We start from the raw sequence: 21,981 nt of genomic DNA, 5'->3' as shown, positions 1-21,981 counted from the left end.
CGTGGCGGGTCGGCGCCGCCCGCCTGCGGCGCTGTGGCAGCTCGCCGCTGCGGGCGGGATCAGGGAACCGGCCGATCGCCGGCAAGGCGGCCCTCGGGTGGGTGAGCGTGGCACGCTGGACGACTGAAGGTTCTTGATCGTCCAGAGCTGCGGAGCGCTGACCGTGGATCAGCTCGCCCTGTTTTTCGTGCTCTTGCTCGGGGCCCTGGTGAGTGTCCCGGTGGGGGACCGGTTCAGATTGCCGGCGCCGGTGTTGATGACGCTGCTCGGAGTCGTGCTCGCGTTGCTCGACTTCGTGCCCAATGTCGACATTCCGCCGGACCTGATCCTGCCGCTGCTTTTGCCGCCGTTGCTGTACGCCGCCGTACGGCGTACCTCCTGGCGGCAGTTCGCGGCGAATGTGCGGCCCATCCTCCTGCTGGCCGTGGCGCTGGTGTTCGTCACGACGGTGTGCGTGGCGGCGGTCGCCCACGCGGTCGTGCCGGGACTGCCGCTCGCCGCCGCCGTGGCGCTGGGCGCGCTCGTGGCGCCGCCCGATCCCGTGGCGGCGACCGCTGTCGCCGGGCAGCTCGGGTTGCCGCGACGGCTGGTGTCCATCCTGGAGGGCGAGGGGCTCTTCAACGACGTGACGGCCATCGTGCTGTACCACGTGGCGATCGCGGCGGCCGTGAGCGGCACCTTCAGCCCCTGGTCGGCCGGACTCGATCTCGTGCTCTCCGGCGTCGTCGCGCTGGCCGTCGGGCTCGCCCTGGGCTGGGGCGCCAACAAGCTGATGGATCTCCTCGGGGACGCGACCCTGCAGATCGGGCTCACGCTGCTCGTGCCGTACGCCTCCTACGTGCTGGCGGAGGAGCTCCACGGCTCCGGCGTGCTCGCGGTGCTCGTCACCGCCCTGTTCCTCGCCGAGTACGGCACAGACGCCGACGACGTGATGACGCGGCTCGCCGGGCACACCTTCTGGGACATCGTCGACACGCTGGTCACCGGCGTCGCCTTCGGGCTGATCGGGCTGGAACTGCACAACGCGGTGCGCACGGCGTCCGGGCGGTGGGGCGAGATGCTCGGCTGGGCGGCCCTGGTGGTCGGGGTCGTCGTGGCGGTCCGGCTGCTGTGGCTGCTGCCGGCCACTTGGCTCACGAAGCGGCTGCACGCGAAACGGGACTACGACGAAGAAGTGCCGATGAGCTGGCGCGAGACCGTCGTGATGTGGTGGTCGGGGATGCGCGGCGTCGCCTCGGTCGCCCTGGCGCTGGCCGTTCCGCTGAAGACGGACTCGGGCGCCGCCTTTCCCGACCGGGACGAGATCGTGTTCATCGCGTTCGGGGTGATCATGGCGACGCTGGTGCTGCAGGGCCTGACCCTGCCCTGGCTGGTGAAACGGCTCGGCGTGCGCGCCGACAGCGAGCGGGAGAAGGAGTTCGAGAAACAACTGGCGGTGCGCGCGGCGAAGGCCGCGAAGCGAAGGCTCAAGGAGATCGAGGCCGTCGAGGATCTGCCGGAGGACCTGTCCGAGCAGATGCTGCGGCGGGCGTTCGAGATCGGGGTGCGGATCAGCCCGGAGATGGGCGAGGAGGAACGCAGGGGGGCGCACCGGCAGCGGGTCCGGCGGCTGAAGCGGGTGCGGCGGATCCAGGGCGAGCTGCTGAGCGCGGCGCGGCACGAGGTGCTGGCGGCACGCAGTGAGCCGGGGGCCGACCCGGAGGTGGTGGACCGGGTGCTGCGGCATTTGGACGTGCGCAGTCTGCGGTGACCTGGCAGCCGAGGCCGGTCCGTCCGTACGATCTGATCATGGCTCGCAACGTTGTCATCAGTGGAGGCGGTACGGGTATCGGCCTCGCGGCGGCCCACCTGTTCGCGGCGGACGGCGATCGGGTGCTGCTGCTCGGGCGGCGCGCCGAGGTGCTGGAGCGCTCCGGTGTGCCCGGGGCCCTCACCTACGCGGCGGATCTGAGCAAGTCGAGCGGCGCGCGGGGCGTGGAGCGGTTCGTGGCGGCGGAGTTCGGCACCGTGGACGTACTGATCCACAGCGCCGGAGGCAGCGGCTATCTGGAGCCCAAGGTGGACAGTGACGAGCCCCTCGACGTCGTCCTGCACAACTGGACCCTCAACTTCGGGCTCAACACCCTGACCGCGGCCCTGCTCACCGAGGCCCTCAAGGACCGGCTCGCGGACCCCGGCGGGCGGGTGCTGTTCCTCAGCTCCATCGCCGCCTTCCGGGGGTCCGGCAGCGGGGCGTACGCGGCGTCGAAGGCGGCGCTGCATCCGTACGCCCATGATCTGGCCCGGCAGCTGGGGCCGCGTGGGATCACCGTGAACGTGGTCGCGCCCGGCTTCATCGAGGACACCGAGTTCTTCGGCAACGGGATGAACGAGGAGCGGCGTGCCCGGCTCGTCGCGGAGACCTCGACCGGGCGGGCCGGCACGCCGGGGGACGTCGCCGCGACCCTGCACTGGCTGGCGTCCCACGGCGCCGGGCACATCACCTCGCAGATCATCCAGGTGAACGGCGGGGCCGAGCGCGGTCACTGAGCCGCCCAGGAGCGGCCAGGAGTGATCGGTGGCGGTCCGGGCCCGTCAGGCGTGGTCGGTGACGGTCGGGATCGGTCAGGGCCGCTCCGGCCGTGCGGCCGGCTGATGGTCGTGCTGGTGGGTGCGGCGGGCCGGGATGCGGGCGGGGACGGGGAAGCCGGGCGGCAGGGCCGCGTCCGTCGCGTTGACGCGCGGCAGCGCGTACGGGTGCTGCTCGGCCACCCAGGCGATCAGCTGCTCGCGCACCGTGACCCGTACCGTCCACAGGTCGTCCGCGTCCTTCGCCGTGACCAGGGCGCGCACCTCGATGGTGCTCGGTGTCGAGTCCGTGACGACCAGGCCGTAGTCGCGGCCGTCCCACGCGGGGCACGCGCGCAGGATGTCGCGGAGCTGCTCGCGCATCGCCTCCATCGGCGCCGAGTGGTCGAGGTGGAGGAAGACGGTGCCGGTCATCTGGGCACCGCCGCGCGACCAGTTCTCGAACGCCTTCGAGGTGAAGTACGACACGGGCATCGTGATCCGGCGCTCGTCCCACGTCCGCACCGTCAGGAAGGTCAGGGTGATCTCCTCGACCGTGCCCCACTCGCCGTCCACGACGACCGTGTCCCCCAGGCGCACCATGTCGCCGAACGCGATCTGGAACCCGGCGAACATATTGCTCAGCGTGGACTGCGCGGCGACACCGGCGACGATGCCGAGAATGCCGGCCGAGGCCAGCAGCGAGGCACCGGCGGCGCGGAACGCCGGGAACGTCAGCAGCATCGCCGCCACGGCCACCACGCCGACGACCGCCGCCACCACGCGCATGATCAGGGTCACCTGGGTGCGCACCCGCCGGACTCGGGCCGGATCGCGGTGCACGCGCGCGTAACGGCTGTACGTGGTCTCCACGACCGCCGCCGCGACACGGATCGCCAGCCAGGCCGCCGCACCGATCAGCACCAGCGTCAGCACCCGGCCGACGGCGACCTTGTGCTCCTCCAGCAGCTTCGACTCGTCGTACGACCCTCTGAGCAGGGCAGCGCACAGGACGAGCTGGTAGGGGACGCGGGCGCGGCGCAGCAGATCCCACAGCGGTGTCTCACTGTGCCGTTCGTCGGCCTTGCGCATCAGGCGGTCGGTCGCCCACCCGATGATCAGGGTGAGCAGGACCGAGCCACCGATCACGATCAGCGGTCGGAGTATGTTCTCCATCCCCCGAACGTAACCACCGGAGGGGGGTCATGAACATGTGCGCCGGTGAGGCGGTGGTCACGGCGCTGTCGTACCCGGCTGGCACCATGGCCTCATGAACATCATGCTCTTCCACTCGACCTATGGCCTCAGGCCCGCGGTGCGCCAGGCCGCGGACCGGCTGCGCGCCGCCGGACACGAGGTGTGGACGCCGGACCTCTTCGAGGGGCGTACGTTCGAGACGGTCGAGGAGGGCATGGAATTCAACGACCGGACCGGCAAGGACGAGCTGCTGAAGCGGGCCGTGCTCGCCGCCGCGCCCTACTCGGAACGCGGCCTTGTGTACGCCGGATTCTCGCTCGGCGCCTCCATCGCCCAGACCCTCGCCCTCGGCGACGAGAAGGCGCGCGGGCTGCTGCTCCTGCACGGCACGTCGGACATCGCGGCGAGCGCCTCCGTGGACGACCTTCCGGTGCAGCTGCATGTGGCGGAGCCGGACCCGTTCGAGACGGACGACTGGCTGAGCGCCTGGTATCTGCAGATGCGCAGAGCGGGCGCCGATGTGGAGGTGTACAGATACGCGGGCGCCGGCCACCTCTACACCGACCCCGACCTGCCGGACTACGACGAGGAGGCCGCCGAGGCCACCTGGCGGGTGGCACTCGGCTTCCTCGACACCCTCTAGGGGCTGTCAGGGGCTGTCAGACGGGGTCGTACGTCCGCTCGACCTTCTGCGTCCCGCTGCGCGTGCGGTACGAGCGCGCCCAGGAGGCGGTCGCGTCCTTCCTGGTCTTGTCGGACAGGACGTAGTAGTCCATCTGCGCCCGCTCGGCCGTGATGTCCAGGACGCCGTAGCCGTGGCGGTCGGTGTCGACCCAGTGGACGTGCCGGTTGGCCGCCTTGATGATCGGCGAGGCGATCGGGGAGACCGTGCCCTCGGGGACCTTGACGATGTCGTCGAGGTTGTCGGAGGTGACCGAGGTGACGACGAACTCCGTGGCGGCGGAGGCGGACAGCGGGTAGGTACCGGCGTCCACCGGCACGTCGTTGGCCCACGCCATGTGAATGTCGCCGGTCAGGAACACGGTGTTGCGGATCGCGTTCGAGCGCAGGTGGGCGAGCAGCTCCCGGCGGTCGTCGGTGTAGCCGTCCCACTGGTCGGGGTTGAGGGCGAGGCCCTCCTGCGGCAGGCCCAGCAGCTTGGCGAGCGGCTTGAGCAGGTCCGCGGTGAGGTTGCCGATGGCGAACGGCGAGATCATCACCGAGTTGCCGACCAGCCGCCAGGTGGTGTCGGAGGACTTCAGCCCCGCCTTCAGCCAGTCGAGTTGGGCCCTGCCGGTGAGCGTGCGGTTCGGGTCGTCGACCTCGCCGTTGCCGACGGAGACCTGCTGCGAGCGGAAGGAGCGCAGGTCGAGCAGGGAGAGGTCGGCGAGCTTGCCGAAGCGCAGCCGGCGGTAGGTGGTGCCCGCGATCGCCGGGCGCACCGGCATCCACTCGAAGTAGGCCTGCTTGGCGGCGGCCTGGCGCGCGGCCCAGGTGCCCTCGGCGCCCTCGGTGTGGTTCTCGGCGCCGCCCGACCAGGCGTCGTTGGCGATCTCGTGGTCGTCCCAGATCGCGACCACGGGCGCCTTCGCGTGCAGGGCCTGCAGGTCCGGGTCCGTCTTGTACTTGCCGTGCCGGACGCGGTAGTCGGCGAGGGTGAGGATCTCGTGGGTGGGCGTGGTCTGCCGGACGACGGTGCCGCGCGTGCCGTACTCGCCCGTGCCGTACTCGTAGATGTAGTCACCCAGGTGCAGCCACGCGTCCAGGTCACCGCGGGCGGCGAGATGGCGGTACGACGCGAAGTAGCCGGCCTCCCAGTTGGCGCACGAGACCACGCCGAAGCGCAGGCCCGCCACGGACGCGTTCGCCGCCGGCGTGGTGCGGGTGCGGGCCACCGGGGAGTCCGTGGGGCCCGCCGAGAAGCGGAACCAGTAGTCGGTGGCCGGCTCCAGGCCCCGTATGTCCGCCTTGACGGTGTGGTCGGAGGCAGCCTTCGCGGTGGTCGAGCCCTTCGCGACGATGTCCGTCAGCGCCTTGTCCCGGGCGACGATCCAGCTGACCTCGGTGTCCGGACCGAGCCCGGAGCCGGGGGTCGCCTCGGGGACCGGCGTCACCCGGGTCCACAGCAGGACGCCGTCGGGCAGCGGGTCACCGGAGGCGACACCGTGCAGGAAGGCGGGGGCCGCGTCGGCGGCGCCGGCGGGCAGCGCGGCGGCGAGCGGGCCGGCCAGGACAGCCGTCGCCGCCGCGGCCTTGACGACCGTACGGCGGCGCGGGGTAAGGGAGTTGAGCTGCTCGGATGATCTGTATCGACTGGTCACAGCCGATCAGGCTACTGATCGGTATGAACAAAGGCGGGCGAACCTGTGAAAGTTCGCCCGCCTTTCAGACGAAGGTCGGCTTCCCAGCCGGCGTCAGCCCTTGAGGGCCGCGTCCACCGCCTTGGTGAACTCCTCCGCCGTCCAAGGCTGGTTGGGGCCGGAGGTCTTCAGCTGCTTGCCGTCCATGACGAAGCTGGGGGTTCCCGTCACGCCGTCCTTGTTGGTGTCGAAAGCCTTCGACATGGCCAGCGCCCAGGCGTCGTAGGTACCCTTCTTCACCGCGTTCTCGAACTTGGCGTTGTTCTTCAGGGCGGGGACGGAGTTCCCGATCTCGATCAGGTAGTCGTCGTCCTTGAACTTGTCGTCCGACTCCTCCGGGTGGTACTTCGCCGAGTACAGCGCGTTCTTGTACTCCATGAACGCCTCCGGGCTCACGTTCAGCGCTGCGCCCATGGCGCTCATCGCGTTCTTGGAGCCCTCGGCGTTGGCGCCGATCTTGCCGTCCTTCAGTTGGTCGCCGTCAAGGAACGTGCCGCCGACGAACTGGATCTTGTACTTGCCGGCCTCGATGTCCTTGTCGACGACCGAACCGGCGGCCTGCTCGAACGAGGCGCAGACCGGGCAGCGCGGGTCCTCGAAGATCTTGAGGGTCTTCTTGGCGCTGTCCTTGCCGATGACTACGGTCGTGCCGTTCGTGCCCGTGGTGTTGGCCGGGGCGACGACCTTGTCGTCCTTCACGGCCTCCCAGTGACTGGGCTTGTTGGCCTGGACGATGGCGTAGCCGATGCCGCCAGAGGCCGCCAGGACGCCGACGATCGAGCAGGCGACGATGATCTGCCGCCTGACCTTCGCCCGCTTCGCCTCGCGCTCGCGCTCGGCGCGCAGCCGCTCGCGGGCCGCCGTCTTCGCCGCCTGGCTGTTCCGCTTGCTCATGTTGGTGATCTCCATGGGGACGCGCACACGTCGTGTGCGGGATACGTATGGGGTGGGCCGTGGTGCTCAGGTGCCGTTCACGCGCAGGTGAAGGCGGGTGAGCACGGCGGTCCACGCCGTCCCAGGGAGTGCACGAGGAAGCGGGTGCGGGCCGGGGCCGTACACCGTGCGGGGCGCGGCAGGCGCCGCACCGGCGCGGTCCGGGCGACCGTCACCGCGGCGACCGCCAGCAGCAGCGGGCGGAACGTGGTCGCCGTCACCGCCCCCAGCAGCTGGGCCAGAGCCCGCTCGCCGCGCCGCAGCCAGGCGGCGGCGAGGAGGCCGACGGCGATGTGCGCGCCTAGCAGGAGCCAGGGCGTCGCCGGGTCGGCCTGGGCCAGGACCGTGGCCAGGCGGTGCGGGTCGGCACCGGGCACACCGGCCAGGGGAGTGCCCACCGCGGTGTTGTCGCCGCACAGCACGTCGAAGCCGACGGACCGCAGCGGGCCCGTGACCGGGCCGCCCGCCCGGCCGTAGCAGACGTGCTGGCCGGTGGTGAGGATCGTGTCGGCGGCCAGCTCCAGCGGGATCAGCAGCGCCGCGATCCGACCGTAGGTCCGCTCCTCGCGGCCGGCCAGGGCGTACGCCAGCACGAACACGGCAGCCGTGAGCAGGGCCACCGTGTTCAGCGGCAGCGGCGCCCGGGACAGCAACACGTGCGACGCGGTGCTGAGCGTCACGACGAGTGACGTGAACAGCGCCGCGCGTACGGCTCGTAGCTGGGTCCCGGATATGTCCATTGCGGAGAAGAGTGTGTCACGTGGTCCTGTAAGAGACCCTTAAAGGATGCCTGTGAGCAGCCACCGAACGCCTGTGAGCTGCCTTTCCGTCACAGGCCCGGAATGCGGCCGTTGCGGAACAGGTCCACGAAGATCTGGTGGTCGGCACGCGCGCGTGCGCCGTAGCCGTGCGCGAAGTCGACCAGGAGCTCGGCGAAGCCCTCCTCGTCGGCCGCGATCGCCGCGTCGATGGCCCGCTCGGTGGAGAACGGCACCAGGGACTCGCCGGAGGTGTCGTCCGCCGCCGCGTGCATCGTGGCCGTGGCCCGGCCGAGGTCGGCGACGACCGCCGCGATCTCCTCCGGTTCGTCGATGTCGCCCCAGTCCAGGTCCACGGCGTACGGCGAGATCTCGGCGACCAGCTGCCCCGCCCCGTCCAGCTCGGTCCAGCCCAGCCACGGGTCGGCGTTCGCCTGGAGGGCGCGCTGGGAGATCACCGTGCGGTGGCCCTCGTGCTGGAAGTAGTCGTGCAGCGCCTGGTCCCTGATGTGCCGGGAGACGGCCGGGGTCTGGGCCTGCTTGATGTAGATCACGACGTCGTTCTCGAGGGCGTCGGTGTGGCCCTCCAGAAGGATGTTGTACGACGGCAGCCCGGCCGATCCGATGCCGATGCCGCGGCGGCCGACCACGTCCTTGACCCGGTAGGAGTCCGGCCGGGCCAGCGAGGCGTCCGGCAGCGTCTCCAGATAGCCGTCGAAGGCCGCGAGCACCTTGTAACGGGTGGCCGCGTCCAGCTCGATCGAGCCGCCGCCCGGGGCGAAGCGGCGCTCGAAGTCACGGATCTCGGTCATCGAGTCCAGCAGCCCGAAGCGGGTCAGCGCGCGGGCGTCGCGCAGCGCGTCCAGCAGCGGGCCCTGGGCGGTGTCCAGGGTGAAGGGCGGCACCTCGTCGCTCTTGGCGCCGGTCGCCAGGGCGTGCACACGTTCGCGGTATGCGCCCGCGTAGATCCGCACCAGCTCGCTGATCTGCTCGTCGCCCAGCGCCTTGGCGTAGCCGATGAGGGCGATCGAGGCGGCGAAGCGCTGAAGGTCCCAGGTGAAGGGGCCGACGTACGCCTCGTCGAAGTCGTTGACGTTGAAGATCAGCCGGCCGTTGGCGTCCATGTAGGTGCCGAAGTTCTCCGCGTGCAGATCGCCGTGGATCCACACGCGCGAGGTGCGCTCGTCCAGGTACGGGCCACTGGGCGTCTTCCCGCCACCTGCGTTCTCGGCGTCGAGGTCGTGGTAGAAGAGGCACGCCGTGCCGCGGTAGAACGCGAACGCCGAGGCCGCCATCTTGCGGAACTTCACGCGGAACGCGGCCGGGTCGGCGGCCAGGAGCTCGCCGAAGGCGGTGTCGAAGACGGCGAGGATCTCGTCGCCGCGCTGCTCGTCGTTGAGCTGGGGGACCGACATCGCTGGGTGCCTCCTGGTGCATGAACGTGTACGACAGCGTTTCTGTCGTCCTCAACGGGTGAGAGCACCCGGAAGTGCCCGCGACCCCTCGCTGTGAAGGTACGCGGGGGAGCCAGCCGAGTGTCAGTCCCGAGGCATAGACTTCGACGCTGACCCCAAGACTGTCCGCCAGCCTGTTGCCGCGCGTTTCCTTTGGAGGCCATACCGTGTCAAAGCCGCCGTTCACGCACCTGCACGTCCACACCCAGTACTCGCTGCTGGACGGTGCCGCGCGGCTGAAGGACATGTTCAACGCGTGCAACGAGATGGGCATGACGCACATCGCCATGTCCGACCACGGCAACCTCCACGGGGCGTACGACTTCTTCCACAGCGCGAAGAAGGCCGGTGTCACCCCGATCATCGGGATCGAGGCATATGTCGCCCCCGAGTCCCGGCGCAACAAGCGCAAGATCCAGTGGGGCCAGCCGCACCAGAAGCGGGACGACGTCTCCGGTTCCGGCGGTTACACCCACAAGACGATGTGGGCCGTCAACAAGACGGGCCTGCACAACCTCTTCCGGCTGTCCTCGGACGCGTACGCCGAGGGCTGGCTGCAGAAGTGGCCCCGTATGGACAAGGAGACCATCGCCCAGTGGTCCGAGGGGATCGTCGCCTCCACGGGCTGCCCCTCCGGCGAGGTCCAGACCCGGCTGCGGCTGGGCCAGGAGGAAGAGGCCCTCAAGGCGGCCGCCGACTACCAGGACATCTTCGGCAAGGACAAGTACTTCCTGGAGCTGATGGACCACGGCATCGACATCGAGCACCGGGTCCGCGACGGCCTCCTGGAGATCGGCCGCAAGCTCGGCATCCCCCCGCTGGTCACCAACGACTCGCACTACACGTACGCGCACGAGGCGGGCGCCCACGATGCGCTGCTGTGCATCCAGACCGGCAAGAACCTCTCCGACCCGGACCGCTTCAAGTTCGACGGCACCGGCTACTACCTGAAGTCCACGGACGAGATGTACGCCATCGACTCCTCGGACGCCTGGCAGCAGGGCTGTGCCAACACGCTCCTCGTCGCCGAGATGGTCGACACCGACGGCATGTTCGAGAAGCGCGACCTCATGCCCAAGTTCGACATCCCCGAGGGCTACACCGAGGTCACCTGGTTCAAGGAGGAGGTCCGTCGTGGCATGGAGCGCCGCTTCCCGGGCGGCATCCCCGAGGACCGCCAGAAGCAGGCCGAGTACGAGATGGACACCATCATCTCGATGGGCTTTCCCGGCTACTTCCTCGTCGTCGCCGACTTCATCATGTGGGCCAAGAAGCAGGGCATCGCGGTCGGCCCCGGCCGAGGCTCCGCGGCCGGCTCGATCGTCGCCTACGCCATGGGCATCACCGACCTCGACCCGATCCCGCACGGCCTGATCTTCGAGCGGTTCCTCAACCCCGAGCGCATCTCGATGCCCGATGTCGACATCGACTTCGACGAGCGCCGGCGCGTCGAGGTGATCAGGTACGTGACCGAGAAGTACGGCGCCGACAAGGTCGCCATGATCGGCACGTACGGCACCATCAAGGCCAAGAACGCGATCAAGGACTCCGCGCGCGTGCTGGGCTACCCGTACGCGATGGGTGACCGCATCACCAAGGCCATGCCCGCCGACGTCCTCGGCAAGGGCATCCCGCTCTCCGGCATCACCGACCCCAGCCACCCGCGCTACAGCGAGGCCGGCGAGGTCCGCGGGATGTACGAGAACGAACCGGACGTGAAGAAGGTCATCGACACCGCACGCGGCGTGGAGGGCCTGGTCCGGCAGATGGGTGTGCACGCCGCCGGCGTGATCATGTCCAGCGAGACCATCACCGAGCACGTCCCGGTGTGGGTGAGGCACACCGACGGCGTGACCATCACGCAGTGGGACTACCCGAGCTGTGAGTCGCTCGGCCTGCTGAAGATGGACTTCCTCGGCCTGCGCAACCTGACGATCATGGACGACGCCGTCAAGATGGTGAAGTCCAACAAGGGGATCGACATCGATCTCCTCAGCCTCCCGCTGGACGACCCCACGACCTTCGAACTCCTCCAGCGCGGCGACACCCTCGGCGTCTTCCAGTTCGACGGCGGCCCCATGCGCTCGCTGCTGCGCCTGATGAAGCCGGACAACTTCGAAGACATCTCCGCCGTGTCGGCCCTGTACCGACCGGGCCCGATGGGCATGAACTCCCACACCAACTACGCCCTTCGAAAGAACGGCCAGCAGGAGATCACGCCGATCCACAAGGAGCTCGAGGAGCCCCTCAAGGAAGTCCTCGACGTCACCTACGGCCTGATCGTCTATCAGGAGCAGGTGCAGAAGGCCGCCCAGATCATCGCGGGCTACTCGCTCGGCGAGGCCGACATCCTCCGGCGAGTGATGGGCAAGAAGAAGCCCGAGGAGCTGGAGAAGAACTTCGTCATCTTCCAGGGCGGCGCACGCAAGAACGGCTACAGCGACGAGGCGATCCAGGCCCTGTGGGACGTGCTGGTCCCGTTCGCCGGCTACGCGTTCAACAAGGCGCACTCGGCCGCGTACGGCCTGGTCTCGTACTGGACCGCCTACCTGAAGGCGAACCACCCCGCCGAGTACATGGCCGCCCTGCTGACGTCCGTCAAGGACGACAAGGACAAGTCGGCGATCTACCTCAACGAGTGCCGGCGCATGGGCATCAAGGTGCTCCCGCCGAACGTCAACGAGTCGGTGCACAACTTCGCCGCCCAGGGCGACGACGTGATCCTCTTCGGCCTCGAGGCGGTGCGGAACGTCGGTACGAACGTGGTCGAGTCGATCATCAAGAGCCGCAAGGCCAAGGGCAAGTACGCCTCCTTCCCGGACTATCTCGACAAGATCGACGCGGCCGCCTGCAACAAGCGCACCACCGAGTCGCTGATCAAGGCCGGCGCGTTCGACACCCTCGGCCACACCCGCAAGGGCCTCACCGCGCAGTACGAGCCGATGATCGACAACGTCGTCGCGGTCAAGCGCAAGGAGGCCGAGGGTCAGTTCGACCTCTTCGGCGGCATGGGCGAGGAGGAGAGCAACGAGCCCGGCTTCGGACTCGACGTGCAGTTCACCGACGAGGAGTGGGACAAGACCTATCTGCTCGCCCAGGAGCGGGAGATGCTCGGTCTGTACGTCTCCGACCACCCGCTCTTCGGCCTGGAGCATGTGCTGTCCGACAAGGCCGACGCGGGCATCGCCCAGCTGACCGGCGGTGAGCACGCGGACGGCGCGGTCGTCACCATCGGCGGCATCATCTCGGGCCTCCAGCGCAAGATGACCAAGCAGGGCAACGCCTGGGCCATCGCCACGGTCGAGGACCTCGCCGGTTCCATCGAGTGCATGTTCTTCCCGGCGACGTACCAGCTCGTCTCCACCCAACTCGTCGAGGACGCCGTCGTGTTCGTCAAGGGCCGCCTCGACAAGCGCGAGGACGTGCCGCGCCTGGTCGCGATGGAGCTGCAGGTGCCCGACCTGTCGAACGCCGGCACCAACGCGCCCGTGATCCTCACCATCCCGGCCACCAGGGTCACCCCGCCGATGGTCAGCCGCCTCGGCGAGATCCTCAGCCACCACAAGGGCGAGAGCGAGGTCCGCATCAGGCTCCAGGGCCCGACCAAGACGACGGTGCTGCGCCTCGACCGGCACCGGGTGAAGCCCGATCCGGCGCTGTTCGGTGACCTGAAGGTGCTGCTCGGGCCGTCCTGCCTGGCCGGCTGAGCGACCACCGCTCAACGCGCGAGAGGGGCGCACCCGCTCGGGGTGCACCCCTCTTCATGTGCCTGGGTCTCAACAACCCGTTATGCAGATGTCAGTTGTGACCGAAGCGCTTTTGCCGGCCCTTGCGGGCCATGTCGCCCGGGGTCGCCTGCGTGATGCGCTGCTCGGCCTGCGCCTCCATCGAGGGCTGCGGGGCCTGCTGCTGACCACGCTCGGCCTGCGGCTGCTTCCGGTCCTGTTTCTTGTTCTTGGCCATGGTGATGCCTCCTGTGGGGGATCTAGGGGCCAGGGCCGCGACCAGATTCACATAGGCTTACAAAGAACGCATTTCGGATAATTACCGTGTGTGACAGCGGTTGTCGGGGCGCGAGTCAAGGCGCGTCGCGGGAGCGATGCCCCGAAACGCCACGCCGAAGATCGAGTTCGCCCCGTTAACCCCCGCGTGGTCGGGCAGACTCGAAGGAAGCCCGAAGCAAACCTCCCAGGAAGAGGGTGAGTCGCGTGGACCGCTGCATCGTCCTGGTGGACGCCGGGTATCTGCTGGGCGCCGCCGCCAGCCTCCTCGCCGGGGAGCCCTCCCGGTCCCGGATCACCGTCGACCACGCCGCCCTCATCCAGGGCCTGCGCGAACGCGCCGAGTCCGACACCCAGCAGCCCCTGCTGCGCATCTACTGGTTCGACGGCGCCCCCGACCGCGTCCCCCAACCCGAGCACCGCAGGCTGCGCGTGATGCCCCGGGTCACCGTCCGGCTCGGCGCCCTGACCCGCAGCGACGGCCGCTGGGCGCAGAAGGGCGTGGACGCCGCGATGCACGCCGAGCTCACCGAGCTGGCCCGCAACCGCGCCTGCTCCGACGTGGTGCTGGTGACCGGGGACGGCGATCTGCTGCCGGGCATGATGGCCGCCAAGGAGCACGGAGTCGCCGTACACCTGTGGGCGGTGCAGGCCGCCGACGGTGACTACAACCAGTCCGAGGACCTGGTCGCCGAGGCCGACGAGCGGCGCGTCCTCGACCGTACGTGGATCACCAAGGCCGTACGCGCCAAGGAGCTCACCGGGGTGTGCGCGCCGCCACCCGCGCCCCGGCCGGAGATCGCGGCGATCCTGTCCGCGCCGCTGCCCGACTCCGCGCTCGGCGCGACGGCCGAGCGGCCCGCCGAGGAGGGCGAGCACGCCCCCGCGGTCGCCGCCTCCGAGAACGGCACGCAGGAGCGGGTGCCGGCACCCAAGGGCGTGCCCACGCCGAAGGACCTCGCCGCGCTGCGCGCGCCCGGCGTACAGCCGGCCCAGCACCCCACGAGCGCGACGTTGCGCTGGTCCTCCGACAAGGGGTGGGTCGACCGGCCAGGCGTCGCGGCCGAGTCGCCCGAGGCCGCGTCCATGCCGACACTGGCGCAGCTGACCACGGCGGAGCAGCGGTGGGCCGACCGGGAGGAGGACATCACGACGGTCGGCGGCGATCCGTACGAGGTGGGGCAGGTGTTCGCGCGGCGGTGGATGGGGCGGCTGGGAGACCAGGGCCATCTGCAGCGGCTGTCCGGGATGTACCCGCGGATCCCGCATCGGATCGACGGGGAGCTGCTGCGGTACGCGGCTCGGTTCGGACTGCTCGCGCACAAGGACGATCAGATCGACGAGCACGACCGGTACGCGATTCGGGCCGGGTTCTGGCGCGAGATCGATGTGCGGACGGCCGCGGAGCATGCGCCTGCCGGCGAGTGAGCAGGACCGGGGCGGTGAGTTCGGCACCGCCGCGGAACGCCGTCGTGGCGGATTTGTGGGTACCGGCGGATTTACTGCAGTGAGCAGGCGATTTGTGGCGAGTGGCCGACCCGAGGACGGATGGGGGTTCCGGACCCCGTAGTCTCGTCCCTTGTGAGTACGCGCGTGGGACAGGCACTTCGGCACAGTGGGGATGTCGTGTGTGCCGTGCGCGGGCTGACCAAGACCTATCCGGCCGTGCGGGGGCGGCGCGGCACGCCCGCGACACCCGAGGTGCGGGCCACCGACGATGTACGGCTGGACATCCGGCGCGGCGAGATCTTCGGCCTGCTCGGGCCGAACGGCGCCGGCAAGACCACTCTCGTACGGCAGCTCACCGGGTTGATGCGCCCCGACGCGGGGAGCGTCGAGATCCTCGGGCACGACATCGTGCGGCACCCGGAGCGGGCCGCGCGCATCCTCGCCTACCTCGGGCAGGAGTCGACAGCCCTCGACGACCTGACCGTCTCCCTCGCCGCCGAGACGACCGGGCGGCTGCGCGGCCTGGACGTACGGAAGGCGCGGGCCGAGCGGGACGCCGTACTCGACGAGCTGGGGCTCACACCGCTCGCGGGCCGGCCGCTGAAGAAGCTGTCCGGTGGGCAGCGCAGGCTGGCCTGCTTCGCCGCCACGCTGGTGGGGGAGCGGCCGCTGCTCGTGCTCGACGAGCCGACCACCGCGATGGACCCGGTGGCGCGGCGGGCCGTGTGGTCGGCCGTGGACCGGCGGCGGGCCGAACTCGGTACGACCGTGCTGCTCGTCACCCACAACGTCATCGAGGCCGAGACCGTCCTCGACCGGGTCGCGGTGCTGGACCGGGGCCGCGTGATCGCCTGTGACACGCCGTCCGGTCTCAAGGAGCGGGTCGCGGGCGAGGTGCGGGTCGAGCTGCTGTGGCGGGACCGGGCGCCCCTGGACGTCCCCGAGGTCGCCGCCCTGCAGGACCGGGTCGTGGAGTCCGGGCGCCGCTGGACGCTGCGGCTCGCCCCGGAGGAGGCCCGTGCGGTCGTCGCCACCGTCACCGGCGGGGCCGCCTTCGCCGCGCTGGACGACTTCACGCTCGCCACGCCGAGCCTGGAGGATGTGTATCTGGCGCTGGGCGGGGCCGCGCAGCAGGGGCTGGTGAAGGCATGAGCAGACCGCCCGTCGCTGTGAGCACACAGCCCGGCCCATCCGTATCCGTACAGGACAGGGCTACCTCCCCAGTGGGCCCCCGTGAGAAAGGGAGCAGCGCCACGTGAGTGTCGTACCCGCCGAGGTTCTGCCGGGCAGCGCCCTGGCCGTGGACGAGACGGCCGCGCCGGCCGCGGTCGAGCTCGGGCCGCGTGCGCGGCTGTGGCCGTCGCTGTGCGCCGTCTACCGGGCGCAGCTGTCCCGGGCGCGGGTCGCGCGCATTCCGCTGCTGTTCGTGGCGACCTTCCAGTCGATCGGGATCATGATCCTGATGCGCGGGGTCGTGGACGGCGGGGCCGAGGCGCAGGCCGTGGTGGCGGGGTCGTCGGTGCTCGTGGTCGCCTTCGTCGCGCTGAACCTGCTCGCGCAGTACTTCGGGCAGCTGCGGGCGAGCGGAGGGCTCGACCACTACGCCACGCTGCCGGTGCCGCCCGCCGCGGTGGTGCTGGGGGCGGCGGGGGCGTACGCCTCCTTCACCGTGCCGGGGACCGTGGTGACGGCCGGCTTCGGGTGTGTGCTGTTCGGGCTGCCGGTGGCGCATCTGTGGGTGCTCGTCGCGGTGATCCCGCTGGCCGGGGCCGCCCTCGCCGGGCTGGGAGCGGCGCTCGGGCTGCTCGCGCCGCGGCCGGAACTGGCCACGCTGCTCGGGCAGTTGGGGATGTCGGCGGCGCTGCTGCTGGGCGTGCTGCCGGCCGACCGGATGCCGGAGGTGGTGCGCCTCGCGCGGGACCTGCTGCCGTCGACGTACGGCGTGGAGGCGTTCGCGCGGACCTTCGGGCCGCACCCCGACTGGGCGTTCGTCCTCGGTGATCTGGCCGTGTGCGGGGTCGTCGGCGTCGTCTCGCTGGCCGTCGCCACCTGGGCCTACCGCCGGGCGGCCGTCCGGTGACGCGCCGCACAGGTCGGCCTGGCACGATGGCAGAGTGACCGCTCCGCTGACTCCACCACCGCCGCCGCGTGACCAGTCCCCGAACAACGGCTGGCAGCCGCCCGCTGCCGGGCCCGCCGCGTCCGCGCCGTATGACGCCGGTTACGGCGCCCCGGCCGGCTCGTACGGCCCTCAGGGCCCGCACGGTATCCACGGCGTCCACGGCTCGTACGAACAGGACGGTCCCGGGATGAAGACCGAAGTGCGAGAGGGTGCCGTGGTCGCGCTGGTGGTGGCGCTCAGTGGGGCGCTGCTCGGGGTCCTGTGGTGGTGGCTGGCGCCGAGCGTGCCGCTGGTCGGGGACGTCGTCGACAACAACTGGGTCGTCTACTTCAAGGACACCGAGGGGGAGCAGGCCGTCGGGGTGGACGGAACGTTCACTCTGCTCGCGCTCGCGTTCGGGCTGGTCAGTGCCGTTGCCGTGTTTCTCATACGGCGGCGCGGGGGCGTGCCGTTGGTGGTGGGCCTGGCGGTCGGCGGGTTTCTCGGGTCGCTGCTGGCCTGGAAGGTCGGTGTGTGGCTCGGGCCCTCGCAGGACGTGATCGCCCACGCGAAGGAAGCGGGCAAGGGGGTCACCTTCTCGGCGCCGTTGAAGCTGGGTGCCAAGGGGGTGTGGCTGGTGTGGCCGCTGGGTGCGTTGGTGGTGCATCTGGGGCTGACGGCGTTGTTCGGGCCTCGGGACGCGGATCCGTATCAGCAGCGGCTGGATGCGCATCAGCAGGGGCCGTACGGGGCGCCGCCGATGTAGGGCTCCGGTGGGTGGGTGGTTGCGCCTGGGGGGTCTCGCCCCCGCCGCCCCTACCCGTCCCGTCCTCCAGGGCTCTGCCCCTTCGACCCCGGTTCCTGGGGGCCTGCGGCCCGCAGACCCCCGCTTCGGCCCTAGAGGGGCCTCGTCCTCAAACTCCCCCAGAGGGGGCACCCCCAGACGGGCTGAACGGCTACGCCGGGCGGCGTCCGTGGTTCGAGCGGCCCTTCTTGATGCGCCACTTGCGTTTCCGCGTTTTCTTCGACATGTCCCTCGTACTTAACCGAGGAGACCGGGTTCGTCGAGGGGTCACGCACGGCCGATGGGGGCGACGACCGCTTCCGTGAGCTTGGCGAGGACCTCGGGGGAGAGTTCGACCTCCAGGCCGCGGCGGCCCGCCGAGACGCAGATCGTGGTGTGGGCGGAGGCCGAGGCGTCCAGGACCGTCGGGAGCTTCTTGCGCTGGCCCAGGGGGGAGATGCCGCCGCGGACGTAGCCGGTGGTGCGTTCCGCGAGGGCCGGGTCGGCCATGGCCGCGCGCTTGCCGCCGACCGCCGATGCCAGGGCCTTGAGGTCCAGCTGGCCGGCCACCGGGACCACCGCCACCGTCAGGGTGCCGTCCACGTCCGCCACCAGCGTCTTGAAGACCCGGTCCGGTGAGACGCCCATGGCCTCCGCGGCCTCCTCGCCGTAGGACGGGTGGGCGGGGTCGTGGTCGTAGGCGTGGACCGTGAACTCGGCGCCCGCCGCCGTGAGGGCGACCGTCGCGGGCGTGCCGCCCGATTGCTGCTGGTTCTTCTTCGCCATGGTGGCCGGTTCCCCAGAGGTCAAACGTCAGAGATGTGCGTCAGTTGAGACTCGTCGGACCGCGCGTCAGGTCCGACGCCGGCAGCGACGGCAGCGTACGGATGATCGCGGTCTCGGCGCGAAGGAGTTTCAGTTCGTCGCGCAGGCGGGACGCGGTGTCCGGGGCCTGGAGCAGACGCTGCTTCGTCGGGGTGTCCAGCATCATCGCGGCCGCGACGAGGTAGGAGACGACCGACGGCTGGTCCGGAAGCTCGGCCGCCGTGGACAGGGAGCGTTCACGGGCACCCGCCAGGCGCCTCTGGTACTGCCGGAACGCCCGCAGCACCCCTTCCGCCAGCGCCCCCGCCTCGTCCCCCGGCTCCTCCGGCAGCTCCTCGAGCTCCGCCGTCAGGAACGGGCCCGACGCGTCCACCGACACCAGCCGCACCCGGGTCGTCCCCGTCGCCAGCACCTCGAAGGTGCCGTCGGCCCGCTCCCGGATCGTCGCCGCGTCGGCCACACAGCCCACCCCGTGGAACGCCTTGACCGGGTCCGGGCCGAAGCCCGCCGCGGGCCCGCGCTCGGGCAGGGCCGTCGGGTCGGGCATGCCGGGCGCGCTCGGGGCCACCTCGTGGCCGTCACGGATCGCCACGACGGCGAAACGGCGCGGTTCCTCCTCGGGGGTCTTCAGCAGCTCGCGCATCATGGCGCGGTAACGCTCCTCGAAGACGTTCAGAGGCAGCACGAGCCCGGGGAACAGCACCGAGTTCAGGGGGAAGAGCGGAAGGCGGACGGTCACGGCGCCAAAGCCTAGTGGTCGCCGGAGTGAACGCGTCCGGCGCGCCCACTTCGTGGATCACCGGCGCGTGCCCGCCCGGTAGCCGCGGCGGCCGCCCGCACCCGGATCTCGTCCCGCACCTCCAGGAACCGGCCGAGCGGATCCTCCGAGAAGCGGCTCCACGGGAAGGACGTGGCGTACGGGCCGATCAGGCGCAGCTGCTCCAGGGCGTCCTCCCAGCGGCCCAGCCGTACCAGGACGTACGTCAGCTTGTTGCGCATCCCGGCCGGCCACAGGTCGGCCGCCGGGAACCGGGCGGAGAGCGCGACGGCCCGGTCGGCCGCCGCGTCCAGCCGCTCGGGCGGCACGCCCGGACCGCAGCCGTCGGTCAGGTAGGCGAAGGCGGCGCGGGTCGGCAGCGCCTGCATCAGGGAGTCGGCCGGGGCGTCCTGGGCCGCCCGGTCGGCGAAGTCGAAGCACTCCCGGTGCGAGCCGTGCCAGGACGAGGCGAGATAGCGCAGTGCCGCCACATGGCAGCCGTAGTGGCGCGGGGCGCGGCGCAGCGCCGCCTCCCACAGTTCCCCGAAGTAGGTGTGCCCGGCGCGTGAGCCGCGCGCGTGGTCGAGGGCGATCCGCCACGGCACCGGGTCGCGGTCGTCGGCGCGTGCGGCGGCCGTGATCAGCGGGCTCACCCCGCGCAGCAGCTCGGCCCGGGCCGGTGACCGCCAGGCGTGGTCCACCGCGAGCTGGGCCTTGACCAGCAGCGCGTCCGGGTCGTGCGGGGCGCCCGCGCACCAGGCCTGCAGCCACTCCGGCCGCGAGCGGGCGAAGGACGCCAGACGCAGCACGTATCCGTCGCGGTGCTCCCACCTGCCCGTCAGCCGCGTGGCGGCCAGCAGCTCGGCGGCAGGCTCGTACGCGCCCCGCCCGGCCGCGACCAGCGTGGGACCGAGGTGGTCGTCGGGCGCGTCGAGGAGCACCTCGGCGTCGGCGGGGAGCCCGACGGCGGGGCGTTCAACGGTCCTGGGCGTCCGGGACGCGCGGCCGAACGGGAGCAGCAGAGCCATGGTGGCTCTCCTTTGCGCCTAAACCGGCGCCGCTCTCGCGGACCGGGTTGCTCGCCATTGTGGTTACGCAATGGATGGTTGCGGTGACAAGACACTCGGCATGCGGCAAAGGTTGTCCTGTGCGCTCCCCGGTTTGCGGTTCAGCTTCGCCGCAGCAACCGCGTCGCCCCCGCCGCCACCGTCGTCGCCAAGATCCAGCCCAGCAGGATCATCGCGGCCGCCAGCCACTGCCAGGCGCCGCTGAGCTGCCAGAACCCGACCTGACCCAGGTCGATGACCGGCAGCAGCAGGTCGAGGGCGAACAGGGCCGGGCTCCAGTCCGGATGCTCGCCGCCCTTGAGCGGTGGCGGGTCGGCGTAGGTGAAGGCCACCGAACTCGCCGCCCACAGCACCGCCATCCAGACGGCCGCCCGGCCCGGCCGATAGCCGTAGGCGACCATCCAGTCCTGCGCGTACCCCACGAGCTTGGCCGCGGGCGGCAGCGTCTCGCGGCGCCGGCGCTGCTTGGCGAGCAGCACCTCGCGCGCGTCCTCGTCCTCACCGCCGTTGCGCAGTACGGTGGCCAGCAGCTCGTACGGCTCCGGGTTGTACTCGGCGGTCGCCGCCGCCACCCACTCCAGCCGCCGCTCCAGCGGGAACGGGCCGCGCGGCACGAGGTTCTCGTAGGTGAAGCCGCCCATGTGCAGCAGCCCCGGGCCGGGCCAGGCGTCCGCCCGGTCCATGAGGTTGACGACCCGCGCCCCCGACAGCACGACCCGGCCGCGCTCCGGCCGCTCCCCGAGGAAGCGCAGTTCGGGCGTCTGGATGCGGCGCAGTGACAGTTCCTGTTCGTCGGTGAAGGTGAACCGGGCCCGCTCGAGGTCGACGGCGTCCCCGAACCGCCCGTCGTCGAGGCGTACCCCGCCCTGGCACGCGAACCGCTGGATGCGCGTCCCGCGCGCGGGCGTACGGCCGCTCAGCAGCGGACTGCCGACGCCCGCCGGGGTCAGATAGAGGGTGCGCCCGACGGTCAGCTGGGGTGCGTTCAGCGCGAGCCGCGTGTACGGGTTGACCAGCCGAGCGCCCCGCAGGCTCAGCGACACGCCGATGGTGGCGCCGCGCAGACTCAGCTCGCCGTGCGACTCCAGCATCTCGGCCTGCAGGTCCTGGCCGACGCCGATGCCGTCCGCGGCGATCGAGCGGCCGCTGCGGTCGCGGTAGACGACGGCCTGGTTGAGCAGCAGATCCGTGCCGATCTGCGCGTCGGTGAGCCGGATGCCGTTGTGGAACCGGCAGCGCGGCAGATGCAGGTCGCCCTCGGTGTGCACCCGGGCGGCCTCCAGGCGCGGCACCTGGCAGTCCACCAGCCGTACGGTCGTGAAATGGGCCTCCGGCAACCGGATCTCCCGGTCGAAGCGGCAGCCGCGCATCTCGACGTACGGCACCACGGTGCCGCCCGCGAGGTCCATCGTGTCGCTGATCCGCACGCCGACGAGCTTCAGCGAGGACACGCGGCCGGCGAGGGCGGGCGGCCCGTCCAGCAGCAGCCAGCAGACGATCCGCGCGCGCACCGTCCGCTCCTCGCCCCAGGGATGCCCGCCGTGCGGATCGTCGACGACGGTGTCGCCGCTGCTCAGGTCGTACACACTGCCGTTGCGGAAGGCCTGCCACATGCCGAGTTCGGCGGCGGTCAGGTCGTTCGGCAGGTCGTCCGGCAGGTCTCCGTCGCGGAGGCCGGCACCTTCGGTCACGTTTCGCCCGTCCCCCTCATCTACTCATGGGTTCGTACAACTGTTCATGCCCGCTGA

General features: G+C 70.8%; 18 protein-coding genes. 8 read left to right on the top strand and 10 right to left on the bottom strand.

From position 1 onward, the window contains the following. Positions 1–163 precede the first annotated feature (163 nt). Both IF78_RS0118320 and IF78_RS0118315 read left to right on the top strand, forming a co-directional pair. The gene (locus tag IF78_RS0118320) at positions 164–1,750 is read left to right on the top strand and encodes a Na+/H+ antiporter (RefSeq protein ID WP_031483374.1); all 1,587 of its coding nucleotides are present in this window, start codon (positions 164–166) and stop codon (positions 1,748–1,750) included. 38 nt (positions 1,751–1,788) lie between these two features. After that, complete coding sequence (locus IF78_RS0118315) at positions 1,789–2,529, top strand: SDR family NAD(P)-dependent oxidoreductase (RefSeq protein ID WP_031483376.1); 741 nt, start codon at positions 1,789–1,791, stop codon at positions 2,527–2,529. Between the two features lie 75 nt (positions 2,530–2,604). Here IF78_RS0118315 and IF78_RS0118310 read toward each other — a convergent pair whose 3' ends face one another. Continuing rightward, on the bottom strand, positions 2,605–3,723 hold the full coding sequence (locus tag IF78_RS0118310) for a mechanosensitive ion channel family protein (protein ID WP_031483378.1): 1,119 nt from the start codon (positions 3,721–3,723) through the stop codon (positions 2,605–2,607). A gap of 94 nt (positions 3,724–3,817) precedes the next feature. Here IF78_RS0118310 and IF78_RS0118305 point away from each other — a divergent pair, with 94 nt between their 5' ends. Next, on the top strand, positions 3,818–4,387 hold the full coding sequence (locus tag IF78_RS0118305) for a dienelactone hydrolase family protein (protein WP_031483379.1): 570 nt from the start codon (positions 3,818–3,820) through the stop codon (positions 4,385–4,387). Between the two features lie 16 nt (positions 4,388–4,403). Here IF78_RS0118305 and IF78_RS0118300 read toward each other — a convergent pair whose 3' ends face one another. The 4 genes from IF78_RS0118300 to IF78_RS0118285 form a co-directional block, all read right to left on the bottom strand. Next, positions 4,404–6,065 (bottom strand): alkaline phosphatase D family protein, encoded by a 1,662-nt coding sequence (locus IF78_RS0118300; RefSeq protein WP_031483381.1) that lies wholly within the window; start codon positions 6,063–6,065, stop codon positions 4,404–4,406. A 93-nt stretch (positions 6,066–6,158) separates the two neighbouring features. After that, complete coding sequence (locus tag IF78_RS0118295; RefSeq protein WP_031483382.1) at positions 6,159–6,998, bottom strand: thioredoxin domain-containing protein; 840 nt, start codon at positions 6,996–6,998, stop codon at positions 6,159–6,161. Positions 6,999–7,075: 77 nt separating this feature from the next. Further along, a complete protein-coding gene (locus IF78_RS0118290; protein WP_031483384.1) occupies positions 7,076–7,777 on the bottom strand; it encodes a hypothetical protein in 702 nt (233 codons plus the stop codon). 89 nt (positions 7,778–7,866) lie between these two features. Continuing rightward, the gene (locus IF78_RS0118285; protein WP_031483386.1) at positions 7,867–9,210 is read right to left on the bottom strand and encodes a DUF2252 domain-containing protein; all 1,344 of its coding nucleotides are present in this window, start codon (positions 9,208–9,210) and stop codon (positions 7,867–7,869) included. Positions 9,211–9,416: 206 nt separating this feature from the next. Between IF78_RS0118285 and dnaE the strand changes: the two genes are divergently transcribed. Further along, the gene (gene dnaE / locus IF78_RS0118280) at positions 9,417–12,956 is read left to right on the top strand and encodes a DNA polymerase III subunit alpha (RefSeq protein ID WP_031483387.1); all 3,540 of its coding nucleotides are present in this window, start codon (positions 9,417–9,419) and stop codon (positions 12,954–12,956) included. 91 nt (positions 12,957–13,047) lie between these two features. Here dnaE and IF78_RS48915 read toward each other — a convergent pair whose 3' ends face one another. Further along, the gene (locus IF78_RS48915; RefSeq protein WP_167348319.1) at positions 13,048–13,212 is read right to left on the bottom strand and encodes a hypothetical protein; all 165 of its coding nucleotides are present in this window, start codon (positions 13,210–13,212) and stop codon (positions 13,048–13,050) included. A gap of 245 nt (positions 13,213–13,457) precedes the next feature. On the opposite strand from IF78_RS48915, the gene IF78_RS0118270 reads away from it, so the two are divergent. The 4 genes from IF78_RS0118270 (at position 13,458) to IF78_RS43725 (ending at position 17,566) form a co-directional block, all read left to right on the top strand. Further along, the gene (locus tag IF78_RS0118270) at positions 13,458–14,678 is read left to right on the top strand and encodes an NYN domain-containing protein (protein WP_031483388.1); all 1,221 of its coding nucleotides are present in this window, start codon (positions 13,458–13,460) and stop codon (positions 14,676–14,678) included. Between the two features lie 198 nt (positions 14,679–14,876). Then, complete coding sequence (locus IF78_RS0118265) at positions 14,877–15,851, top strand: ABC transporter ATP-binding protein (protein WP_031483389.1); 975 nt, start codon at positions 14,877–14,879, stop codon at positions 15,849–15,851. Positions 15,852–15,954: 103 nt separating this feature from the next. Next, on the top strand, positions 15,955–16,779 hold the full coding sequence (locus tag IF78_RS0118260; protein ID WP_031483390.1) for an ABC transporter permease: 825 nt from the start codon (positions 15,955–15,957) through the stop codon (positions 16,777–16,779). A 34-nt stretch (positions 16,780–16,813) separates the two neighbouring features. After that, entirely contained in the window at positions 16,814–17,566 is a 753-nt protein-coding gene (locus tag IF78_RS43725) for a DUF2567 domain-containing protein (RefSeq protein ID WP_051827981.1), read from the top strand. A 306-nt stretch (positions 17,567–17,872) separates the two neighbouring features. Here IF78_RS43725 and ybaK read toward each other — a convergent pair whose 3' ends face one another. The 4 genes from ybaK to IF78_RS0118235 all read right to left on the bottom strand — a co-directional run bounded on the left by ybaK (position 17,873) and on the right by IF78_RS0118235 (position 21,924). Beyond that, positions 17,873–18,370 (bottom strand): Cys-tRNA(Pro) deacylase, encoded by a 498-nt coding sequence (ybaK, locus tag IF78_RS0118250; protein ID WP_031483392.1) that lies wholly within the window; start codon positions 18,368–18,370, stop codon positions 17,873–17,875. A 40-nt stretch (positions 18,371–18,410) separates the two neighbouring features. After that, a complete protein-coding gene (locus IF78_RS0118245) occupies positions 18,411–19,148 on the bottom strand; it encodes an LON peptidase substrate-binding domain-containing protein (protein WP_031483394.1) in 738 nt (245 codons plus the stop codon). A gap of 11 nt (positions 19,149–19,159) precedes the next feature. Next, complete coding sequence (locus IF78_RS0118240) at positions 19,160–20,194, bottom strand: hypothetical protein (RefSeq protein WP_037640740.1); 1,035 nt, start codon at positions 20,192–20,194, stop codon at positions 19,160–19,162. 140 nt (positions 20,195–20,334) lie between these two features. Next, on the bottom strand, positions 20,335–21,924 hold the full coding sequence (locus IF78_RS0118235) for a hypothetical protein (RefSeq protein ID WP_031483398.1): 1,590 nt from the start codon (positions 21,922–21,924) through the stop codon (positions 20,335–20,337). Between the last annotated feature and the right edge of the window lie 57 nt (positions 21,925–21,981).

The sequence above is a fragment of the Streptomyces bicolor genome (assembly GCF_000719285.1).
In the GTDB taxonomy this organism is placed as follows: domain Bacteria; phylum Actinomycetota; class Actinomycetes; order Streptomycetales; family Streptomycetaceae; genus Streptomyces; species Streptomyces bicolor.
This window is presented reverse-complemented; position numbering and strand designations above follow the sequence as displayed.

Coding starts and splice junctions, on each gene's coding strand:
- IF78_RS0118310 (WP_031483378.1), bottom strand. CDS start 3,723: ATGGAGAACATACTCCGACCGCTGATCGTGATCGGTGGCTCGGTCCTG.
- IF78_RS0118295 (WP_031483382.1), bottom strand. CDS start 6,998: ATGAGCAAGCGGAACAGCCAGGCGGCGAAGACGGCGGCCCGCGAGCGG.
- IF78_RS0118315 (WP_031483376.1), top strand. CDS start 1,789: ATGGCTCGCAACGTTGTCATCAGTGGAGGCGGTACGGGTATCGGCCTC.
- IF78_RS48915 (WP_167348319.1), bottom strand. CDS start 13,212: ATGGCCAAGAACAAGAAACAGGACCGGAAGCAGCCGCAGGCCGAGCGT.
- IF78_RS0118240 (WP_037640740.1), bottom strand. CDS start 20,194: ATGGCTCTGCTGCTCCCGTTCGGCCGCGCGTCCCGGACGCCCAGGACC.
- IF78_RS0118285 (WP_031483386.1), bottom strand. CDS start 9,210: ATGTCGGTCCCCCAGCTCAACGACGAGCAGCGCGGCGACGAGATCCTC.
- ybaK (WP_031483392.1), bottom strand. CDS start 18,370: ATGGCGAAGAAGAACCAGCAGCAATCGGGCGGCACGCCCGCGACGGTC.
- IF78_RS0118290 (WP_031483384.1), bottom strand. CDS start 7,777: ATGGACATATCCGGGACCCAGCTACGAGCCGTACGCGCGGCGCTGTTC.
- IF78_RS0118305 (WP_031483379.1), top strand. CDS start 3,818: ATGAACATCATGCTCTTCCACTCGACCTATGGCCTCAGGCCCGCGGTG.